The 19,463-nt window shown below is 44.2% G+C and carries 15 protein-coding genes and 2 tRNA genes; 11 read left to right on the top strand and 6 right to left on the bottom strand.

Annotated elements, in window-relative coordinates:
• Positions 1–38 precede the first annotated feature (38 nt).
• Both Q8J68_RS06310 and Q8J68_RS06305 read right to left on the bottom strand, forming a co-directional pair.
• The gene (locus tag Q8J68_RS06310; RefSeq protein WP_305310678.1) at positions 39–425 is read right to left on the bottom strand and encodes an OB-fold nucleic acid binding domain-containing protein; all 387 of its coding nucleotides are present in this window, start codon (positions 423–425) and stop codon (positions 39–41) included.
• Positions 426–444: 19 nt separating this feature from the next.
• On the bottom strand, positions 445–966 hold the full coding sequence (locus Q8J68_RS06305; protein ID WP_305310677.1) for a peptidylprolyl isomerase: 522 nt from the start codon (positions 964–966) through the stop codon (positions 445–447).
• Between the two features lie 319 nt (positions 967–1,285).
• On the opposite strand from Q8J68_RS06305, the gene Q8J68_RS06300 reads away from it, so the two are divergent.
• Positions 1,286–5,305 carry a PAS domain S-box protein gene (locus tag Q8J68_RS06300; protein ID WP_305310676.1) on the top strand — a complete coding sequence of 1,340 codons (4,020 nt, stop codon included), beginning with the start codon at positions 1,286–1,288 and terminating at the stop codon, positions 5,303–5,305.
• A gap of 93 nt (positions 5,306–5,398) precedes the next feature.
• Here Q8J68_RS06300 and Q8J68_RS06295 read toward each other — a convergent pair.
• A tRNA-Ala gene (locus Q8J68_RS06295) sits at positions 5,399–5,470 on the bottom strand.
• Between the two features lie 186 nt (positions 5,471–5,656).
• On the opposite strand from Q8J68_RS06295, the gene Q8J68_RS06290 reads away from it, so the two are divergent.
• The 4 genes from Q8J68_RS06290 (at position 5,657) to Q8J68_RS06275 (ending at position 8,218) form a co-directional block, all read left to right on the top strand.
• Positions 5,657–5,730 (top strand) — tRNA-Ile (locus Q8J68_RS06290).
• A gap of 415 nt (positions 5,731–6,145) precedes the next feature.
• On the top strand, positions 6,146–6,520 hold the full coding sequence (locus tag Q8J68_RS06285) for a transcriptional regulator (protein ID WP_305310675.1): 375 nt from the start codon (positions 6,146–6,148) through the stop codon (positions 6,518–6,520).
• Positions 6,521–6,717: 197 nt separating this feature from the next.
• The gene (locus Q8J68_RS06280) at positions 6,718–7,959 is read left to right on the top strand and encodes a 3-isopropylmalate dehydratase large subunit (RefSeq protein WP_305310674.1); all 1,242 of its coding nucleotides are present in this window, start codon (positions 6,718–6,720) and stop codon (positions 7,957–7,959) included.
• A gap of 52 nt (positions 7,960–8,011) precedes the next feature.
• Positions 8,012–8,218 (top strand): hypothetical protein, encoded by a 207-nt coding sequence (locus Q8J68_RS06275; protein WP_015054723.1) that lies wholly within the window; start codon positions 8,012–8,014, stop codon positions 8,216–8,218.
• A gap of 30 nt (positions 8,219–8,248) precedes the next feature.
• On the opposite strand, the gene hmgA is transcribed toward Q8J68_RS06275, so the two are convergent.
• A complete protein-coding gene (gene hmgA / locus Q8J68_RS06270) occupies positions 8,249–9,493 on the bottom strand; it encodes a hydroxymethylglutaryl-CoA reductase (NADPH) (RefSeq protein ID WP_305310673.1) in 1,245 nt (414 codons plus the stop codon).
• A 327-nt stretch (positions 9,494–9,820) separates the two neighbouring features.
• On the opposite strand from hmgA, the gene Q8J68_RS06265 reads away from it, so the two are divergent.
• Positions 9,821–10,549, top strand: coding sequence for an ATPase domain-containing protein (locus tag Q8J68_RS06265; protein ID WP_305310672.1), 729 nt, complete (start codon positions 9,821–9,823; stop codon positions 10,547–10,549).
• Between the two features lie 43 nt (positions 10,550–10,592).
• Here Q8J68_RS06265 and Q8J68_RS06260 read toward each other — a convergent pair whose 3' ends face one another.
• The gene (locus tag Q8J68_RS06260) at positions 10,593–11,276 is read right to left on the bottom strand and encodes a DUF5591 domain-containing protein (protein WP_305310671.1); all 684 of its coding nucleotides are present in this window, start codon (positions 11,274–11,276) and stop codon (positions 10,593–10,595) included.
• A gap of 129 nt (positions 11,277–11,405) precedes the next feature.
• Here Q8J68_RS06260 and Q8J68_RS06255 point away from each other — a divergent pair, with 129 nt between their 5' ends.
• Positions 11,406–11,780 (top strand): helix-turn-helix domain-containing protein, encoded by a 375-nt coding sequence (locus Q8J68_RS06255; RefSeq protein ID WP_305310670.1) that lies wholly within the window; start codon positions 11,406–11,408, stop codon positions 11,778–11,780.
• Between the two features lie 36 nt (positions 11,781–11,816).
• On the opposite strand, the gene Q8J68_RS06250 is transcribed toward Q8J68_RS06255, so the two are convergent.
• The gene (locus Q8J68_RS06250; RefSeq protein WP_305310669.1) at positions 11,817–12,353 is read right to left on the bottom strand and encodes an RDD family protein; all 537 of its coding nucleotides are present in this window, start codon (positions 12,351–12,353) and stop codon (positions 11,817–11,819) included.
• A gap of 655 nt (positions 12,354–13,008) precedes the next feature.
• On the opposite strand from Q8J68_RS06250, the gene Q8J68_RS06245 reads away from it, so the two are divergent.
• The 4 genes from Q8J68_RS06245 (at position 13,009) to Q8J68_RS06230 (ending at position 19,341) form a co-directional block, all read left to right on the top strand.
• Positions 13,009–14,079, top strand: coding sequence for an AI-2E family transporter (locus Q8J68_RS06245; RefSeq protein ID WP_305310668.1), 1,071 nt, complete (start codon positions 13,009–13,011; stop codon positions 14,077–14,079).
• 20 nt (positions 14,080–14,099) lie between these two features.
• Entirely contained in the window at positions 14,100–15,164 is a 1,065-nt protein-coding gene (locus Q8J68_RS06240; RefSeq protein WP_305310667.1) for an AI-2E family transporter, read from the top strand.
• A gap of 574 nt (positions 15,165–15,738) precedes the next feature.
• A complete protein-coding gene (locus Q8J68_RS06235; RefSeq protein WP_305310666.1) occupies positions 15,739–18,735 on the top strand; it encodes a chemotaxis protein CheB in 2,997 nt (998 codons plus the stop codon).
• Between the two features lie 429 nt (positions 18,736–19,164).
• Positions 19,165–19,341: a hypothetical protein gene (locus tag Q8J68_RS06230; protein WP_305310665.1), complete on the top strand. Its 177-nt coding sequence runs from the start codon at positions 19,165–19,167 to the stop codon at positions 19,339–19,341.
• The last annotated feature ends 122 nt before the right edge of the window (positions 19,342–19,463 follow it).

The raw sequence follows: 19,463 nt of genomic DNA, 5'->3' as shown, positions 1-19,463 counted from the left end.
TTAAATCTTTAGCGATTAATTCATTTTGTTTAAAGCGGTCAGGCGTTTTTGACAAGAACAACATCATTTTTGTGCTGAACGACTATCTCAACCTCACCCTTATACTCTTCAACAGTCCCGAGAATACGCACAACATCATCCTCATTTACCATTGAACCGATATCCTTTGCACCATTTCCGGACGGAATGAAAACCTTAACAGGCCCTGAACCGGAATCAACTGTCATCAGAAGATGATTACCAGTATAAGTAAAGCGTTTAGTAACGATGCTACCTTCCAGGAAAACCCTTTCACCTGTCCCGGACATGGCTGAGAATTCAGCCACATCCGGACTATCACCAGTGAAAAATGTTACATACACTATCGAAAGGGAAAGGAATACCATTGCAAGCAGGACAACTACGACCTTCTCTTCCTTTTCCATGCAAATACCTGCCTGAAAATCACTCACCTATGGAAACAATTTGTATCGTAAAGACAAGTGTCTCCCCTGCAAGCTGATGATTACAGTCAAGAGTGACATTCCCGTCAGCAACATCCACTATCGTACAAGTCCTCCACATGTAGTTGACCTGCTCCCCTATCACTGGAGTTATATTTGCATTATCAAAATCCTCGGAAGGGACTTGGAGCAATAATTCCCGAGAATAATTCCCATAAGCTTTCTCCGGTGGAATAGTAACTGTTTTTTCTTCACCCACATACATGCCAATCACAGCCTCGTCAAATCCTTCGATCATCTGGCCTTGGCCTGCAACAAAACTCAAAGGCCCATAGTTCCTTGAGGGGCTGTATAACCCCGAATCGACCGCTACCTGCTCCAGGGAAGTATCAAAGACACTTCCATTCTCAAACCTGCCAATATAATCGACGGCAATATGATCACCCTGCTCCACAGTGTTCTGGGACATGCATCCGCTTGCAAATACCAGACACAGCAAAATGAATAATGTGTACTTCTTCATCGAATCACCTGAACATATTATTGAAATATCCACTATATTGCCATACCCTCCAGTTGCAATATTAACTTATCATTAACGCATCTCTCAAAACTGTACATGCATATAAATTAATTCAATTGATTCTACAAAATATTAATTAGATATATGCAAGAACCTACATGCCAACAGAGTTATAGCAACATTTGAACACAAAAGGCACTGACAAATTATATATAACGGCCTAGATAATAAGTACAATCAGGATTGTGAAAGTGTGCAAATGTCATCCCTATTCATCAAAAAACTCTGTTCATGAATCAAATGAGCAGGAAGGAAGCATATGAAAAAGAGATCACAACCGCATGATCAAAAAGACCTCTATATAGTAGCAAAATACGAGGAGCGATCAGAGGAATCAGGCACTGGAGACTTCCCAAGCAGCCAGTCTGGATTTCTTACCCCACTTCTGGATGCACTTACCCATCCTTTTATGATCATCGATGCCAGCGACCATAACATAAGACTTGCAAACTCCTTTGCCACTTCCCATTACAATATTACCCTTAACAGCAAGTGCTACGAGGCAAGCCACGGACTGTCTGAACCTTGTTGTGACTCAGAACATCCATGCCCAATGGAAGAGATCAGGCAGACCGGAAAGCCTGCAAAGGCAGAACACATCCACCTTGACTCTGAGGGAAGGCCGGTATATGTGGAGGTAAATGCCTACCCCATCTTCGATGATAATGGAGATCTTGAAAGCATTATAGAATACTCTATAGACATTAATGATCGCAAACGAATTGAAAATGAGTTGGCTCAGAGCGAGGAAAGATATCGTTTACTTTCAGATGTGACCTTTGAGGGTATAATCGTTCATGATAATGGTATAGCCCTTGAAGTTAATGAGGCTCTGACCCGCATCATAGGATACACGCAAGAGGAAATTCTGGGAAAGAATGTCCTATCATTGGCCATCCATCCTGATGATATTGATATTGTAAAGCAGCAGATGAGAAAGAGTATTGCAAAACCTTATGAAGTTCGAGGGATAAGAAAAGATGGAATGATAGTGCCACTCGAAATTGAAGCTTACAACCTGATGCATTCTGGAAGCCCGGTTCGTGTAGCAGCTGTACGCGATATTACTGAACGCAAGCGCTCCGAACAGCTATTAAAAGAAAGCGAAGAAAGACACCGTCTTCTGGCAGATAATTCCACGGACGTTATATGGACAATGGACATAGATGGCAGGTTCACATATATCAGTCCGTCTGTCCAGAAGCTCCGTGGATATACACCGGAAGAAGTACTAAAACAACGACCTTCGGAGTTGTTAACTCCTGTTTCCCTACAACACTACCTGGAAGGAATTAGATTAGTTAAGGAAGCGATCCAAGAAGGAAAAAGCTTCCCAGCAAACCGTATTGAGCTTGAACAGCCTTGCAGGGACGGTTCAACTGTCTGGACAGAAGCTACGATCTCAGGCATCTATAATGAACAAGGTGCATTTGTTGGCATTCTGGGAGTGAGCCGGGACATCACCGAGCGCAAACTTGCTGATGATCAACTTAAATATTCGATATCCCTGCTCAACGCATCACTCGAATCAACAGCACATGGCATCCTGATAGTGAACAGAGAAGGAAGGATAACACAATGGAATCGAAAATTTGCCAAGATGTGGCAGATTCCTGAAGAACTTCTTACCAACCATGATGATACCACTGTACTAAAAGCAATTATATCACAACTTTCTGATCCGGATATGTTCGTATCCAAGGTAATGGACTTATATGCACGGCCGGAAGCATCCAGTTTTGACCATATTGATTTTTCAGATGGGCGTATCTTTGAAAGATACTCCCAGCCCCAAAAAATCGGCGAGGATATTGTTGGACGCGTGTGGTCATTCCGCGACATCACAGAACGCAGACGTGCCGAGGAAGCCCTGCGAGAGAGCGAGGCGTTCCTGGCAAGATCCCAGGAGATAGCACATGTAGGAAGCTGGGTATTTGATGTAATTGAAAACCGTATAATATGGTCTGACGAAGTATATCGCATATTCGGACTGGAACCACAGGAGTTAGATGTCACATACGAGTCCTTCCTTGATGCGGTCCACCCTGAGGACCATGCTATGGTGGATGCTGCCTATTCCACCTCTCTGCAAGAAAAAGAATATATGTATGAGATTGAACATCGTGTTGTCCGCAGGCATACAGGAGAAGTACGCTACGTTCAACAAAAGTGCATTCATGAACGAGACCAAAATGGGATGGTTGTTCGCTCTGTCGGCATGGTGCAGGATATTACCGAGCGCAAGTTAGCAGAAGAAAAGCTTCTTGCATACGCTGAAGAAGTGGAAATAAAAAACAAGGAACTTGACAAAACCTTGATCAAAGCAGAGGAGGCCACCAGAACCAAAAGTGAGTTCCTGGCCAACATGTCCCATGAGATACGCACACCCATGAACGGTGTGATCGGCATGACAGGTCTGCTTCTTGACACAGAGCTGAATGAGGAGCAACGACATTATGTTGAAACGGTGCAGGCAAGCGGAGAGGCACTGCTCGAGATAATCAATGACATACTGGACTTCTCAAAGATAGAGGCAGGCAAGCTAGAGCTGGAGGTGCTGGATTTTGATCTGCACAATGTACTGGATAGCTTTGCTGCCATGCTATCCATAAGGGCACACGATAAAGGGCTGGAATTCATCTGTGCGGCCGAGCCGAATGCGCCTGCTTATATAAGGGGTGACACCGGACGTTTGCAGCAGGTATTGACTAATCTGACTGGCAATGCTATTAAGTTCACGCATCATGGTGAAGTGGTCGTACGGGTGACCCTGGAATCCGAAACCAGCACAGAGGTCCTCTTGCGGTTTTCTGTAAAGGATACCGGAATAGGTATTCCAGAAGATAAGATAGATCTTCTTTTTAACCAGTTCTACCAGGTGGATGCTTCCACGACGCGTCAATATGGTGGTACCGGACTTGGCCTGGCTATCTCCAAACAGCTTGTGGAGCTGATGGGGGGAGAGATAGGGATAAAAAGTGAGGAGGGCAAAGGTTCAGAATTATGGTTCACAGCCTGCTTTGCCAAGCAACCAGACTGTGAAAGGAAAAAGATCCTACCAGCAGATATCCAAAGTGCGCGCATACTCGTTGTAGATGATAACGCCACAAACCGGGAGATACTTATCGCTCAGCTATCTTCGTGGGGTACGAATCCAGTGGAAACTATGGACGGTCCCACGGCACTGCAGGCTCTTTACAGAGCACATGATGATCGTGAACCATTCCATGTAGCAATCCTGGACATGCATATGCCGGGAATGGATGGACTGACCCTTGCAAGGATCATAAAGTCGGATGAAAAACTTGAAAGTACTTGTCTTATAATGCTTTCATCTATGGGGCAGCGGTCCGTTTCCAGGCAGTTCGAGAAGGACCACTTCGAAGCATATCTTACAAAGCCTGTAAGGCAATCGAGCCTTTTTAATGAGTTATCAACTATACTTACTATGGATAAAGGGAGACAGAAATCACATTCTTCTGTTAACGAGCATGCTACTTCCATGCAGAAAATCAAAAATGTAAGGATACTGCTGGCTGAGGACAACATCGTCAATCAGAAAGTAGCCCAGAGCATGCTGAAAAAACTGGGCCTTCGTGTAGATACTGTGGCCAATGGTGCCGAAGCATTGAAAGCCCTGGAAATGATCCCTTATGATCTTGTGCTCATGGATGTGCAGATGCCTGAAATGGATGGTCTGGAAGCTACAAGGCTCATCCGAGAGCCGGGATCAGCAGTTCTGGATCAGGAAATTCCGATAATCGCAATGACAGCACATGCCATGAAGGGAGACAGGGAGCAGTTTATAGGATCCGGCATGGACGATTACATTTCAAAGCCTGTTTCCATGGAGACCCTGAAAAGGGTACTGGATAAATGGCTTGCAACAATACAGAGAGAAGGAAATGAGGGCACATTATCCCACACTGACAAGGATGCGCCTGCAAAACCACTGGTATTTGACAAAGAAGCCCTCTTTGAAAGGATAATGGGTGATGAAGACCTTGCCAGGAGATTGATTGCAATTTTCCTGAAAGATATGCCAAAGCATGTCTATGAACTAAGGGAAACAATTGAAAAGGGAGAAGTATCCGGAGTCAGCGCGTATGCACATAAGATCAAAGGTGCTTCGGCAAACCTTGGAGGCATGGCCCTGAACGATGTCGCTTCCCAGATGGAGAAAGCGAGCAACATGGGTAAATTGGAAGATATTGCAGCTATTATGCCTGAACTGGAAAAACAGTATGACCTGCTGGCAGAACAACTCCAAGATGTGTAGAAAGTTCAGAAAAATATTATGCAACTTACACAGGGAATGAGAAAATATGAAACTGCCAATAGCGTACTTTAAAGACTATTGGGGATATTTGAGTGGACTGGTCGGGAATTGAACCCGAGGCCTCTACCATGCCAAGGTAGCGATCTTCCCCTGATCTACCAGCCCAGTAATTGACCTCATACAGGTATTATACCAAATAAAGTTATCGCTGGGAGTGACCCGCAAAGCCATACGTCGTAAAATAATATAAGGGGGAGAGATGGAGCAGAGCGAAATATTAAAGTACCTGTATGCGTATTTGGAGTGTCGCTTGAATAACACAATTATTCAGGAGCAATAAAATATGCAAGTGGGCCCGTAGCTTAGCTCGGTGGAGCGCACGGCTGATAACCGTGAGGTCCTGAGTTCGAATCTCAGCGGGCCCATTCTGATTTTTAGGGCTTTTGCTACCTATTGCGCCAGCTTTCATATCTCGAACTGACACATAACTATCACTATTTTATTCCGATGCCGTATTGATATTGGGCACTTCTATTTTGAATGATTGGTTTGAATAATCTATTTCCAGAATTGATTATATACTATTTATATAGGCATTACTACACCAAATAATCTATTGTATGAAATATACGTTGCGGACTCACTATTTTGTTGTAATATGGATTAATATATAATAAATACTTATAATAGTTGTGAACTTGCAACGCATCAAGATCAGGTATAAATGATGTGTAAACTGCTGATCAGACAGTTGTCTGATCCACACAGTGAAGGAAAATGTTCTGGTGGCCATTCAGACTTAAAGATAAAACGAAACTGAAAATTATTTGGTGATATTGCATGAGAGAAAAAAAACCCCGTAACATGAATGAAAAGGAGTACGAAATGGTCGAGTTGCTCAGGAAACTGGATATGAACAGACCTGTTGCACTGACTATTGCGACCCTGGCGAGCGGGGATGAAATAACTTCCCGTGAAATAGAAGCAACTTCAGATCTGCGTCAGCCTGAAGTCAGTATTGCCATGAGATTCCTTAGAGATAACAACTGGGTTGAGATCAGAGAAGAAAAGAAAAACGAAGGTAAAGGCAGGCCGGTTAAGCTATACAGGCTGATCACACCTCTTGAAGAAATAATTGGCAGCATCGAAGAGAAAGTCCTATATCAGAGCAGATCAGTGCTTGAGAACATCGAGAGACTTAAAAGTCTCACCTGAAGCATAAACAAGATCAAAGATTGACTGCTTACCTGCTATCAGCACACTGCAGAAAGCAGCAAAACATATTTTTAACTTCCAAACCCATTTATTTTCTTCACCGACAGGTAATTCAATCGCAGATTTTATATCGGGATAGCCTGTCTCATAACACCATAAACTACAGCAGATGAACTGCAAGAAATGGAGTTATTTTTTTGAGCACTATCAGTGAGAAGATATTCAGCCGTGCAGCAGGAAAACATGCCAAAGAGAATGATTTTGTCATAGCGGATGTAGACTGTGCCATGGCTCATGATGGGACAAGCATACTTGCCGTAAAATCTTTCAGGGAAATGGAGATCAAGAATGTATGGAATCCGGAAAAGATCGTGATCCCCTTTGATCATCTCACCCCTGCAAACACCGACACCACTGCTGCCTTGCACAAGGACATCCGGGAATGGGTGAAGGAACAGGAAATAAAGAATTTCTATGACACAGGAGAAGGCATCTGCCACCAGCTGCTTCCTGAGAAAGGATTTGCACTGCCCGGAAAGCTCATAGTAGGAGCCGATTCCCATTCATGCACCTACGGAGCCTTCGGAGCCTTCGGTACAGGAGTGGGAGCTACGGACATGGCAGAGATATTCGCCACAGGTAAACTCTGGTTCAGGGTTCCGGAGAGCATCAGGATAATGGCAGATGGAAAACTGGGAAAACACACCCATGCAAAGGACCTCACACTCAAGATAATCAAAACCCTGGGGGTGGCAGGAGCTACCTATAAAGCCGCAGAGTTCTATGGAAGCACGATAGAAAATCTTTCCATCTCAGGCCGGATGACTCTTTGTAACATGGCAATAGAAATGGGAGCAAAGGCAGGGATAGTCCCGCCTGATAGAACAACCTTTGAGTACCTTAAGGAGCGTTCTCAGGGAAGCTATGAACCCGTATATGCGGACGAGGATGCGCATTATTCACAGGAGTACCATTTTGATGCAGGTACTCTGGAACCGCAGGTCGCATGCCCGCATAATGTCGATAATGTATGCAATATCTCAGAGCTGCCCGCCACCAGGATCGACCAGGCATTTATCGGAACCTGCACCAACGGCCGGCTGGAAGACCTTGAAGCAGCAGCGAATATCCTCAAAGGAGAAAAGGTGGCTGTCAGGACGCTTGTCATCCCTGCATCAAGAGAGGTGTTCCTTGAAGCTGTCCGTAAAGGCATCATAGAGACACTCCTTGAGTCTGGAGCGACAATCGGCACACCCGGATGTGGACCCTGCCTTGGAGGACACATGGGGGTCATTGCCAAAGGAGAGGTATGCATATCGACAGCCAACCGGAACTTTAAAGGCAGGATGGGTACGGGCGGATTCATCTATCTTGCCTCCCCGGCTACAGCCGCCGCATCAGCGCTAACCGGAGAGATAACCAGCCCGGCAGACATTTAGAACTGTATTTCCATATACCATTATCACAAGTCAGAACATGTGAGGCGGATAAATGACAAAAGACATAAACAGATCAAAACTGGCACATCTTCTTGAACACTGGGTCGAGCATAATGAAAGCCATAGCAAGAGTTTCAAGGAATGGTCGGTAAAAGTACGGGATGCCGGCTATACAGAGCTGGCTGATGATATCCTGCAGGCAGAACAGAAAATGAGCGAATGCTCGGACCTTCTGAGAAAAGCCCGGGATAAATGTTGAAAATGGTAATTCCATTTTCAGCAAAATTCCTTAGCGTCCAAGTTCCGCGTGTGCCCTGGCAAGATGTCCGGCAGCCTGGGCGCCTATTAGGGATATCTCTCCTGCCAGCACAGCTACAGCCACAATCTCAGCCAGTTTCTTTGAGTTTGTGCCCGGCGGGGTTCCTGAACCTTTCACGCCAAGCAGTTTCAGGCAGTCGCCTTGCGGCCCGAGGCCTGTTCCCCCTCCGACCGTACCCACAGCAAGGGCCGGAATGGTCACCGAACAATAAAGGTCATCATATTTTGTCAGTTCCATCGTCGTAATGGCAGTACTTCCTTCCACCACATGAGCTGCATCCTGCCCGCAAGCGATGAACATTGCAGCAATTATATTTGCAGCATGTGCGTTATATCCAAGTGCACCGGCACGTGCAGAACCAAGCAGGTTCTTCCTGTAGTTTACATCCACCATTGTCTCAGGCTTACATTTCAGGCGCTCCTCCACCAGGCCTTTCGGGATCACGACATCTGCAGCAACGGTTTTCCCCCTTCCCAGAATGGTGTTTATTGAAGCCGGCTTCTTATCAGTACACATATTACCTGAAAGTGAGATAGGAATCGCTCCAAACTCATCCCCGATAAGTACTGTCAGGGCTTCTGTGGCTATAGTCACCATGTTCATACCCATGGCATCCTTAGTGTCATATGAAAAACGGAGATAGACAGTATTCCCTGTAACGTACGGCTCAACTCCGATAAGTTCTCCGAAGCGGGTCGTCTGTGATGCCTTGTCCTTCATCCTGGAAAATACCTCGGGATCTTTGACCCAGTCTGCAAATTCCCTTGCCCTGACCACATTATCAAGTTTGAATACAGGGGCTCTTGTCATCACATCCTGGAATATGCGCACATTTGAACCACCGGAGCCTGTTATGACAGAACATCCCCTGTTCACGCTTGCAACAAGGGCGCCTTCCGTCGTAGCCAACGGGATATGGTAGGAACCTTCGGCAAACTCTCCTTTTACTTTTAACGGACCTGCAACACCCAGCGGCACCTGAATAGCACCTATCATATTCTCTATGTTGCGCTTTGTTGCATCTTCAAGATCAAGGGAACATGCCCTGATGTGTTCAAGCTCCACACCATAAGACCTTTCAACTGCAGATCGCCTTATCCTGACCGCTGTCTCTTTGTCCGTCAGTGAATCTATCCTGTGATAAGGAATCTCGCCTTTGATAACCTTTGCAAGAAGCTCCCTTTCATTTTCATTTGAATCATCTCTTAATGTCATGTCCATCTCCTGAAGAACGAGCAAGTTCCATAGGCCGTAGCAGGTCCCTTTGGTAAGCACAGAGGATTGACTGCGATAATACAAATAGTTCACGCTTTTAAAGACAGGTCTTCTCACATGTCGGAAAGCAGACTGCAAATGCTCATAAATAAAATACGCGCTTTTTTATATTAGGATAACATAATAAACTAATGCTCAATTCATCGGGATTAGAGCAAAGGGTACCATTCACCTCAATAAGGTATAAGTAGCCTTTTATTAAAACAAAGTACATTTATTGAGTTTGGGAATAAGATCAAAACTACTTAGATATCATAGGTGGTATACGTGTCAGAGGCATATCTATCAGAGAGAATAGGGACGGGAATACCGGGATTGGATGAAATGCTCCGCGGAGGATACTTCGTGGGAACTGCAAATGTCATCTCGGGAGAATCCGGTACAGGTAAGACTATCTTTGGAACACAATTCATTGTTGAAGGAGCAAAGAGGGGTGAGAATGTAATGTGCATTATCACTTCCGAAGAGTCAAAATCCATTGTAAGGGAGATGCAGACCTCTTTTAACTGGGACCTCGAAGAGTACGTCAGGCAGGGAAAACTCACCTTTGTGGACATTACGGACCCAAGCCTTCGCCTTCAAAAAAGTGTGGAGATCGCACCATCAGAGCTTATCAAGAGCTTTAAGAAGCTTGTAGAAAGCAAGATAGAGGAGATCAAACCCACCCGCATTTTCATCGATTCCATAGAAGCGCTCTTCCTTGCTATCGAGTCCAACTACAAGTTAAGAACACTTATCGATGATGTATTCAGCGTGTTCCGCAAGCACCAGGTGACTTCGGTCATAACGGTGGGAGCTATGTACAACCTTGACAACATGGTGGAATATGGCGCGGATTCTGTTATCAAGCTTGGACGCATAATCGCAGGCAACAACCTCCAGAGATCGATATATATCATGAAGATGAGAGGTTCAGGCACCATAAATGAAGTTCGCGTGCTCAATATATCAGACAATGGAATGTCCGTACTTGCACAATCCCCATACCTTGAATGAAAAGTGGCATTACTGCCACATTCTTTTTCTTTTCCGGTCCTGCTCAGAGACGGAACCAATCATCATCCTCAGCACATTCCCCATCATCAAGATCAACATCCAGAGAGGGCTTATCGGTTGCTGAAGCTATTGCATCATAGAAGTCTTTGAGATACTTTTTCTGGTTAAGGCTTCCATATATGAATTTACGCTGAGGCTGCAGGTTTTGGGCTATAGTCTCCTCCTTGGGAACGATAGTTACCTGAACATCAGTCATTTGAAGCGCTATGTCCATCGCTTTCCTGAAATCCCCGATGCAGTAAGCAATACGGTGCTTATAGGTGTCGCGTGTTTTCTCAAGATATGCTGCAAGACGTTCACTTTCCATTTTCAGGAAATCACGCTTCACCTTTGCAACATTGCATTTGCCCATGATGAACTGGTAATCCATGAAAGGATATTCAGTATCTATTTCCCGGGGAGTGAGGCCACATGTTCCGAATACGACGACATGAACATCTTCAGGTTTAAGGAGGCTGAATATGATTCTGTCAAATATCTTATGCGAGGGGCTTTCATGATATGGCTTTTTCTTAGAACACGGTACGAAGATACATATATCCCTTACAGGAGGCTTGTACTCGGTGAGCACCCATTCATTGGCGCGTATCATGTCCGGATGATAGATCAGCTCCTCTGTATCCAGCGGTATGTTCGAACGCTCGTTCTCAGGTATAATTGGTGTCAAGGAATAGCAATATCAGGGAAACTATATATATAAGTGACGCAAACACTATACGGTTTTGTGCAAAACATACACTTGCGATCCAACAAGGATCTTGCACGAGATAGATTTTATTTAAGAGGGCATATCATTATGGCAAGTTCGATCCCTGAAATGATGAGAGCGGAATGTAAATGCGAAGATATGGCGAAATGCGTACTTGGCCTGAAAGAACTTGACATCAGCACTTACAAAAAATTACTTGAAAGTGGCCCTATGACCGCGGAACAACTTGGCCAGCTGCTTGGAAGAGAGCGTAGCACAGCTTATCGCTCTTTGCAGAATCTCACAGCTTCAGGCCTTGTTTACAGGGAAACCAGATCAATAGATATTGGTGGATATTATTACGAGTATGCAGCTATTGAACCCGCGCAGGTAAAGAAGATGATCAAGGGAACAATAGACGAGTGGTACCAGAAAATGAGCGACCTTATAGAGAATTTTGACAGGGAACTGCTTGGAGAATGACACATCTGGATCAGCAATTTAAATTCATCACCATCATCACTTATTGATTACAAGACAACCAGCTATCAGGTCATGTAATCCCTGCTTTTTTCGGGTGAAGCCTATCATGAGGTAACCCAGATAATAGACCATGGCAGAGAGTATCTTTGCGAAATGCCTGAGAGTAGCCCTCCAGAAAGAGATCCTTCGTCCATTCATGTCAGTGACCCTTATACCCATAAGTTCCTTTCCAAAGGTTGCCTGATGTGATGAGCTTTCCATGATAGCAAAGTAAAGCCACCTCAAAACAAGGAAGATGCCTGCTATGAAAAAGAACATTGTAGAGAAGAGTGCCGGGAAGAAATAATCGTTGCCCAGAACGCCCACAAAGCTTCCGGCGACACTTCCAAGAATGATACCCAGGATAATAGATATGGGACCTCCGATCACAGCTACAAGGAAAGTATCGAATATAGCTGCCAGAAGCCTTTTCCAGAAACCTGCATATTGAGGCGTTGTCGGGATATAGGCACTGCAATTGAGGCAAATTGCAGTATCATCAGGATTGTAGGTGCCGCATTTTTCGCAGTACATATATGATTCTACTCCGGATTAGTTTCTGTGAGGAGTACTATTTAAAGGATTAGGAAGGCCAGCTAAAACAGTTAGAACGATAGATAAACCGGACCTTGCCTATACTTTTGCGCCTTAAAGCTGAAGTGGAACGTGGTATACGTTTTTGAGAGAGGATTGTAGATGCCCACGTTCCTTTTGCAAACAAACCATTTATTTTCAGCTTTTTGATGATTGCATATCGTACCACCGACTGGCACCATCCGGCGAAATCACCTGCTGCTTAATTCAGGCGTATGATCCGGCCATATTTACACTCAGCTCATGTGAGTACAAATTTCAATATACCTTTGTGATATATAAATATATCTGCACTGCACAATATAATCACGATGATGATAATGAGAGCATGCAATAATGATGCAGATAAAACAAGAACAATGCCCTGAACGCATGACAGATAGGCAGCAGGCAGGAATTACCATCCAATCATACTATTCATACATTTCATACCTTTCATACCTTTCCTACGACTCATCCACATCATTAAACTCGTGCAACCATACACATCACACACAGACACCCATAGTACACTTTACAGGCATCATACGCTAAGGAACTATCAAGACCTCACAGATATAACATATTATATATCATCAGCAAGAATCTGAGATATATGGAACACTCTAGCAAGATGTGGCAGGCACTGACGATACTTGTGCTGTTGGTAATTGTGCTTGCTTACGCATTGTTTCCATATATCAGCGCCTTCTTCGGTGCATTCATACTTTACGCAGTGTTCAAACCTCTTTACAGGTTCTTGACCAGAATTAACATTAAACCAGGGGTATCTGCACTTGCAGTGATCTTCATCTCCATCCTGGTCATCCTGATACCCGTCTATATTCTTATAGCCATCGTTTTTTTGCAGATACAGGTTGTGCTTGAAGACATCAACGGAATATATTCTTCCATTGGGTCGATGATACAGTATATAGATCACATCAGCAACAATATACTGCCCTTGGAACTAGACCTGATGGAGAGATTGATGGGAATCATAGCAAGTCTGGCCAATTCAATTAGTATCATGGCTGTGGGAGCCATATCCACTATCGGCCAAAGGCTCATCGAATTCATTATAATGTACTTCGTACTCTTCTATCTGCTGGTGGGAGACAGGTCTGCATTTGCACAGAGCCTTCGAAACGCCATACCTTTTAACAAAAAGAACACAAATAGATTACTGGAACAGTTCACTTCCCTTGTGAGGACCATCCTTGTAAGCACTGGAATAATTGCCATCCTACAGGGAACCATACTCACGGTAACATTCCTTCTCCTTGGCATTGAAGGTGCTTTTCTCTGGGGATTCGTGACAATGTTACTCGCTTTCCTTCCGGTTGTAGGGCCACCAATCATATGGGTGCCCACACTGGCATTACAAATAATGCAGGGTGACATGTTCACTGCAGTCGGGGTGCTAATAGGAGGAATTCTCCACACCCTTGTGGATGAAGTTCTCAGGCCCTTTGTCCAAAAGAGAGTCGGAAAGATTCATCCCCTGGTAACTCTCGTAGGAGTCATTACAGGTCTGAAGCTTTTCGGGCTGCTGGGGATTATCATCGGACCTCTCCTTATTTCATACGTACTGCTTGTGACGGCAATGTTCCATGACGAGTATCTTTTCCGGCAGGAGAATGGGCACTATGAGCAAGTCAAAAACGCTACTATTCAAGAAAAGTGAACAAAAACCACAAAGGTCCTATGAAGGAATTGGTTAATACAGAGGATTCCAGAGAACAGATAGGACACTCTTACGAGAGAACACTGTCATCTATTTTCCTGGTAATACTGGCGGTAGTACTCGCCTATGCACTATATCCTTATATTAACGCGTTTTTCGGTGCATTCATATTATATGTTGTTTTCAGGCCCCTATACATTTTATTTATTAACAGGCTTGGAATGAGATCCAGCCTGGCGGCAGTACTGGTAATTATCATCACTGCCTTAGTAGTCCTCGTACCACTATATATACTCTTCACAATCATAATCCTGGAGGTACAGGATCTAATGGCGAATGTAGGGGACATAGCAAGCATTCTGTCCTTGCTGGAAACTAACAGTATTATTGCCATACACCTCATCCGAGATATGGTGCCATCGGACATCAGCATACAGGAAAGAATAATAGAGCTGGCGTCAAGCGTTGCCAGCTTGCTAAGTGAGATGCTTATAAGTGCGGTCCATAGTGCAGGCAAAAGGCTTATCGAATTCATTATAATGTACTTTGTATTATTCTATATGTTTATTGGCGAAAAGTCACACTTCGTCCGTAGCCTGCATAACGCAGTGCCCTTCAATGAAAGGAATACCATGGAAATCTTAAGTGAATTCAGGTCTATGGTAAGGACTATCCTTGTAAGTTCCGGCGTTATTGCAGTGATTCAAGGGGGACTTCTCACTATTACATTTTTGATCTTTGGACTGGAAGGTGCCTTCCTTTGGGGATTCGTTACTTTAATACTGTCATTCATCCCGGCACTGGGCCCTCCCATTATCTGGGTTCCTGCAACCATCATCCAGTTGTTGCAGCAGGACTATATCAGTGCGGCAGGAGTGTTTGCAGGAGGCATGATCCTGAGCTCGGTGGATAACCTCATACGCCCTGCTATAAACAAGAAAGTAGGCCAGCTGCATCCTCTGGTGTCCATCATCGGAGTTATAATCGGCCTCAACCTGTTCGGACTGCTGGGCATCATAATGGGGCCTCTTCTGCTATCCTATGCATTGCTTATGGCCAGGATGTTTCATGAAGAATATTTATAATTCAGGGACTATTCGCCTTTTCTAGAAAATAGATGACACAGAACAAAATGTGAAAATTTAATAAACTTCCTATAAATTATTAATACTTCTATTTAATCCGACTTTCCGCAGATATCTTGAGAATTTTCGGAATTATCTGGATTGCAGGTATTTATCGACTATTAGTGATAATAACAGTACAGATGAGACTGTCGGAAAAGTCCCGAACAAGACAATTTCTGCTATACGCGCAGCGTTAAATAGTCATGAACAATTATAGAATCAGTATCAATAACTACTTTGAAGAAAATTGGAATTGGTGTTTTCTTGGCTATTGTTGCGATAATTATTTTTAATTTCCATAAGAATCACCTTTTCCGACAGTCTCACAGATAATAGCATTTATCAGGGCAAATATTGTAGTAAGTATGCAAAGGTCCGGGTCAAAAGGAAATATCTGTTTTTTGAAGACATCTGCGGAATATAAGAAAGATAAACAAGATTACTAAATAGGAAGCCAGTAAATAGTATCATAATAACACTGACGTCCATATTGCTCGCGAGTTGCATTCGCTCTGAAAATCATTGAAGGTGTGTGAATACTACGGCTACAAATAAGAAAGTTACAAGCAAAAAGAAAACGCAATCCTCAACAGAGGAACAGGCAGATACTACAGCAGAAATACCTGTCATTGCCCAGCCCGCTTCAGTTGAAAGTGTAGATCTTCCTCTCTCTGAGAAATTCCCCGTTGTAGGCATTGGTGCGTCGGCCGGCGGGCTGGGTGCTTTCGAAGAATTCTTTTTAGCGATTCCCGCAGATACCAAAATGGGCATGGCCTTTGTCCTGGTGCAGCACATGTCACCCGACTACAAAAGTATGCTTTCCGATATCCTCAGTCGTTATACAAAGATGCAGGTCTATGATGTCAAGGACGAGATGACGGTCAAGCCAGATTGTGTATATGTCATTCCACCCAACATGGATATGATCATTATGGAGGGCATGCTGCATTTGGTGGAGCCTGCAGAGGTGCGTGGCCATCGTACACCGATCGATTTCTTCCTCCGCTCTCTGGCCTCGGACCAGCAGGAGCGATCCATTGGCATTTTACTCTCGGGCACCGGCAATGATGGCACACAGGGGGTGAGGGCTATCAAGGCTGAAGGCGGTATGGTAATGGTACAGGATCCTGAATCAAGTGAATACAACGGCATGCCATTAAGTGCTATCGATACAGGTCTGGTGGATTATATCCTAAAACCGGGTGAGATGCCAGCTCAACTCCGTGATTATGTATCCCATATATTTGGGGAAAAAGCCCATCCGTTATCAAATGACCAAAGAGCTATGAAGATAATCTTCAATCAGTTGCTCGCCCGGACAGGACACGACTTTTCCCAATATAAGCAGAAAACAATAGATCGTCGTATAAGGCGTCGCATGGCTGTCAATGACATCAAGCTTATAGAAGGGTATGCGAATTATCTGCAGCAAAAACCGGAGGAAATTAAGGCACTCTTCCATGACCTTCTTATCAATGTCACAAATTTTTTCCGCAATCCCAAGGTATTTGACTCTCTTGAGGAGCAAGTGATCCCACATCTCTTTGATGGTAAGTCTGCGAATACAGCCATACGTATCTGGGTGGTAGGTTGCTCTACAGGTGAAGAGGCATACTCCGTCGGAATCTTGCTTGCGGAGCACATGAGCAAATTGAAGCGTACTTTCAAAGTACAGGTATTTGCCACAGATATTGACATCAGAACTATCGAACAAGCCCGCAAAGGCGTATATAATGCCAGTATCTCCGATGATATCACACCTGAAAGGCTGGAGCGTTTTTTCACTCATGATCCAGAACTCAACACTTATACCATCCAGAAAAATATCCGTGATATGATCCTCTTTTCAGAACACGATGTGATCAAAGATCCGCCATTCTCCAAACTTGACCTGATAAGTTGTCGTAACCTGCTGATCTATATGGACAAGGAAATACAGAACAAGGTAATTCCTATGTTCCATTATGCTTTGAACACGGGAGGGTTTCTTCTGCTTGGCTCTTCAGAGAGCATTGGAGAGTTCCCGTACCTTTTTGACACGCTGGACCGACAGTCAAAACTGTATCAAAGCAAGGCATTTAATGATCAATACAACTACCCGGTAGCAAAACTTTTTCCGTCCCCCCAGGGAAGAAGTGTATCCAGGCTGCCTCCTGACAAACCTTCCGGTAAGCTTTCCGTTGATAACAAACTCCAACTGCGTGAACTGACTGAAAGGAAGTTGCTGCAACATTACGCCCCGGCAGGTGTGCTGATAAACGAACACGGCACAATTCTCTATTTTCATGGGCGTACTGGCATGTATCTCGAAGCCCCTCCTGGTGAACCAGGTTACAACATCCTGAAGATGGCCCGTGATGGATTGCAGCAGGAATTGACCATAGCCCTGAGCAGGGTAGTTGTCAATAAAGAGCAGATAGTCCGTTCAGGACTTCGGGTCAAGACCAACGGTGACTTTACCACTATTGATCTGACATTGCGACCTGTGGAAGAACTCTTTGACCAAAGACTGTTCCTGGTAACTTTTGATGAACCTTCAGAGCTTCGGCAGAGCAAAAAAGGGAAGATTGTTGCTGATATCCAGGACGTTGATGAAGAAGACGTTGCAGCCCTCAAAGAAGAACTGAGGACCATGGCGGAATATCTCAAAAATTCTAATGAACAGCTGGAGATATCCAACGAAGAGCTCACATCTTCCAATGAAGAGATGCAATCCATGAACGAGGAAATGCAATCTACAAATGAGGAACTGGAAACCTCCAGAGAAGAACTGCAATCTCTCAACGAGGAATTGTCCACTGTCAATGCTCAGCTGCAGTCCAAGGTAGCGGAACTGTCAGAATCCAGTGAAGATATAAGCCACATACTGGCTTCCACGGGTATGGGCATTATTATTGTGGACAATCAATTACGTATCCAGAGTTTCACTCCTGATATCAAAAAGGTAATGCATCTGATCCCGACAGATGTGGGACGGCCTATTGAGCATGTTGTTTTAAAACTGCAAGGCTACAAATACCTGATATCGGACATAAAAGCTGTGCTGAGCACCCTTAATCCTATGGAAATTGAAGTCCGCATCCCTGGCGCTGAGTGGTACACTCTAAACATGCGACCCTATCGCACTATAAAGAATACCATTGGAGGGGTAGTGCTCACATTTCAGAAGCAAACCGAAAAACTGCGCCGCCTGGCTGCAGTTGTGAATGACTCGAACGATGCTATAACACTACATGATATGGGAGGTCGCATCCTTGCATGGAATCCGATTGCTGAGAAGATATACGGTTGGAGCGAAGAAGAGGCACTGACCATGAACATCAGCAGCATGATAGTGGAACAAAAAAAGGAAGAAGCTTTGGAAATATTGAAGAGGCTTAGTAAGGCTGAGATCCTGAAACCTTATCTGACCAAAAGGATCACCAAAGATGGCCGGATCATAGATGTGTGGCTAACAGCTACCCCATTGATTGATGCGGATGGTAACGTGTATTCAGTTGCGACCACCGAGCGTATAGCCAGAGAATAAGAAGGTGAAAGTAGACTCACTACTTAACATAAATGCTTAAATAAAAGCGGCGACCATACAATTGGAAGGAATGATCTTCTGTTTAGGGGGTCCATAGTAGATCTAATCCCGGCTCTGCAGGAATGCTCCCGGAAGGTATATATCAATAGTTGCAACCACATGGAACACTTCTATCTGCGGAAAGGCAGATCAATTGACAAATCCATGTGACTCTGATAATTGGCAAAATTGTAAGCCATTTGCAGAAGGCAGGATGAATGGTTTTATCGAGTTATACTTATCTCTCTTTTCACTCTCATGCACCTGATTTTGAGAGTTTTTCCACAACTCCAAAAAAGCAAACAGAAACAGGTCTGAGACAGAGTAATTGCTGTGTGATCCAATACTTATTAATACCGCTGTTTCGTTCTACTCTAGGGAGGTTAGTTAATGGTAGATAAACTTTCATGCCATGATATGAAGAAAGGGGAGACTTACATGTGCGAAACTTGCGGAATTGAGCTGCAGGTACTCAAGGAAGGTAAAGAATCCCTTAAACCTGGAGAAACAGATTCTGAACATCCAGGATTCGAATGCTGTGGCAAATCACTGACGTTAGAAAAGTAAATTGATTTCCTGCTGTTGAATATTGAGACTTTTGCAGGGAGAAAACGTTTTTATTTTTTCCCAAACGCAAGCCACGAAATAAATAACCATTAATGTGTGGCATTAAGTACATGGATAATACT

Source organism: Methanolobus sp. (genome assembly GCF_030682845.1).
Taxonomy (GTDB): domain Archaea; phylum Halobacteriota; class Methanosarcinia; order Methanosarcinales; family Methanosarcinaceae; genus Methanolobus.
This window is presented reverse-complemented; position numbering and strand designations above follow the sequence as displayed.

Coding starts and splice junctions, on each gene's coding strand:
- Q8J68_RS06250 (WP_305310669.1), bottom strand. CDS start 12,353: ATGTACTGCGAAAAATGCGGCACCTACAATCCTGATGATACTGCAATT.
- Q8J68_RS06230 (WP_305310665.1), top strand. CDS start 19,165: ATGGTAGATAAACTTTCATGCCATGATATGAAGAAAGGGGAGACTTAC.
- Q8J68_RS06305 (WP_305310677.1), bottom strand. CDS start 966: ATGAAGAAGTACACATTATTCATTTTGCTGTGTCTGGTATTTGCAAGC.
- Q8J68_RS06255 (WP_305310670.1), top strand. CDS start 11,406: ATGGCAAGTTCGATCCCTGAAATGATGAGAGCGGAATGTAAATGCGAA.
- Q8J68_RS06285 (WP_305310675.1), top strand. CDS start 6,146: ATGAGAGAAAAAAAACCCCGTAACATGAATGAAAAGGAGTACGAAATG.
- Q8J68_RS06300 (WP_305310676.1), top strand. CDS start 1,286: ATGAAAAAGAGATCACAACCGCATGATCAAAAAGACCTCTATATAGTA.
- Q8J68_RS06275 (WP_015054723.1), top strand. CDS start 8,012: ATGACAAAAGACATAAACAGATCAAAACTGGCACATCTTCTTGAACAC.
- Q8J68_RS06245 (WP_305310668.1), top strand. CDS start 13,009: ATGGAACACTCTAGCAAGATGTGGCAGGCACTGACGATACTTGTGCTG.
- hmgA (WP_305310673.1), bottom strand. CDS start 9,493: ATGACATTAAGAGATGATTCAAATGAAAATGAAAGGGAGCTTCTTGCA.
- Q8J68_RS06310 (WP_305310678.1), bottom strand. CDS start 425: ATGGAAAAGGAAGAGAAGGTCGTAGTTGTCCTGCTTGCAATGGTATTC.
- Q8J68_RS06240 (WP_305310667.1), top strand. CDS start 14,100: ATGAAGGAATTGGTTAATACAGAGGATTCCAGAGAACAGATAGGACAC.